Here is a 2,293-nt window from a genome sequence, read left to right on the forward strand (position 1 = left end):
AACCTGCGCTCCTATCAATGGCAGTGGCTGGGCCGAGATATACTCGCCGGTGTCACCGTGGCGGCCTACGCTATTCCCCAGTGTATGGCCTACGGCGACCTGGCCGGGGTCGAGCCGGTGGTGGGATTGTGGACTCTCGTGCCGGCTGCCTTAGTTTACGCCCTTTTCGGCTCCTCCTCGCAACTATCCCTCGGACCAGAATCGACCACGGCAGTGATGACGGCGGCAGCGATCGCACCTATGGTGAGTGGTCAAGGAGAAAATTACGGCAGTTTAGCGGCTTTTTTAGCCCTAATGGTCGGTTTAATCTGTTTTGTCGCTTATATCGCCCGCTTGGGATTTCTAGCTAATTTACTCTCCAAACCGATCCTGATCGGTTATATGGCGGGAGTGGCGGTGATCATGATTGCCGGACAACTGGGTAAAATTAGTGGTTTGTCAATCCGTGAAAATACGGTTTTTAAAGAAATTTTAGCTTTTTTTCGGGGAATAAACCAATGGCACTGGCCAACCCTTAGCCTCGCTCTATTGCTGCTACTATTTCTATTTGTCATCCAAAAATATTTTCCCAAAGCACCGGGTCCCTTGCTGGCGGTTTTACTGGGAACCCTCGCCGTCGCCACCCTCCATCTCGATCAAGAGGGGGTGGCAGTAGTGGGGAAAATTAGCAATACTTTGCCTAATTTTGGCTTACCAACCCTAGATTTTTCCCAATTACTACCCCTAGGAACCGCGGCCGTCGGCATTGCCCTGGTCGGCTATTCCGATAACGTCTTGACCGCCAGAGCCTTCGCCAGACACCATAACCAAGAAATCGATGCCAATCAAGAATTTTTAGCCCTAGGACTGGGGAATCTGGCGGCGGGTTTTTGTCAGGGATTTCCCATCAGCAGCAGCGCCAGTCGCACCGCAGTGGGCGATTCCGTGGGCAGTAAAAGTCAGCTTTACTCCCTGGTGGTGGCAGGGGTGGTGGTGGCGGTCATTTTCTTCCTCGGTCCGCTACTGGTACTCTTTCCCAAGGCCGCCTTGGGTGCGCTGGTGATTTATGCGGCCTGTAAACTGGTGGATATTGCCGGCGCTAAACGACTAAAAAGCTTTCGCAATAGTGAGTTTAATCTCGCTGTCCTGACCATGGTGGGGGTGCTAACCACGGGGATTTTAAGCGGGGTTGCCATCGCCATCGGTCTCTCGGTTATCGATTTATTGGCCCGCATTACCCGGCCCGATGATGCGGTCTTGGGTACGGTTCCGGGGGTGATGGGTTTACACGCGCTCCAGGATTGGCCAGAAGCGCAAACAATACCGGGGTTAGTTATCTATCGTTACGATGCCCCCTTATTTTTTGCTAATGCGGCCGACTTTAAACGTCGCGCCCTCAGCGCCATTGCCCGGGAGACAAAACCGGTAGAATGGTTTGTCTTGAATACAGAGGCACTCGGGGAGTTGGATAGTACAGCCGTGGAGATTATCGAGGAATTAGCAAGGGAATTATCAAGACAGGGTATAGTTTTCGCCCTAGCGAGGGTTAAACACGATCTGTACTTAGAATTGCAACGCTCTCGCTTGTTAGATAAAATTAGCCAAGAGAGAATTTACTATACTTTGCCGGCGGCGATCGAAGCTTTTAAAAATCGTTAACTGATAGTTAGGGGTCGAGAAGGTCATCGCCGACCTCCCCTCCCATAAAGAACCTACCCGTGCATAGTTTTCGGACTTTATTGAAATTAGGTGATAGAGTTGTCTAAGTTGGGCTTCCGTCGGTTGCATTTAGTCATTGTCGGCTTAATTTTAGATTATTGTTCATTTTTAGCATCATTAACTGAAAGTCACTTCCCTAACCTATTTAGGGTTTGCGGCAAAAAGTTTTTCGTGGGGGTAGGGGGGTGTGGGGTTTTACCCATTTTCAAGTGGTCAATTACCTAAGTTTCAGGGAAAAAGTGCCTAATTCTCCCCCCCGATCCCTCCAAAGGCCGCCACTTTTTGATTTTAAAAAAGTAGAATGTAGGGTGCGTTAGACGGCGACAATCTTTGCTTAAACTTGAATCTAACAATCCGTCGTAACGCACCTATCTATCTATCATTAATTTATTTGGTGCGTTACGCTATCGAATGGCGCACCCTACTAAGCTAAACGGCTTTTACTTCGGATCACCGATATATACTCCAAACGGGTTATAGCTATTGGATCATGCAGGTTAAGCGCCGTTTAGCTTACTACTAAATCTGGTTATTAAAAACTGATTATTTATTCACCCTTTTGCCTTTTGCCTGTCCTTATAAGTAGCCTATACTC

General features: G+C 48.8%; 1 protein-coding gene. It reads left to right on the forward strand.

The window, feature by feature from the left end; translation table 11 throughout:
* On the forward strand, positions 1-1,638 hold a 1,638-nt coding region (locus tag PX481_RS00610; RefSeq protein ID WP_288093100.1), incomplete at its 5' end, for a SulP family inorganic anion transporter.
* Positions 1,639-2,293 lie beyond the last annotated feature (655 nt).

The sequence above is a fragment of the Microcystis sp. M53603_WE2 genome, from assembly GCF_030065435.1.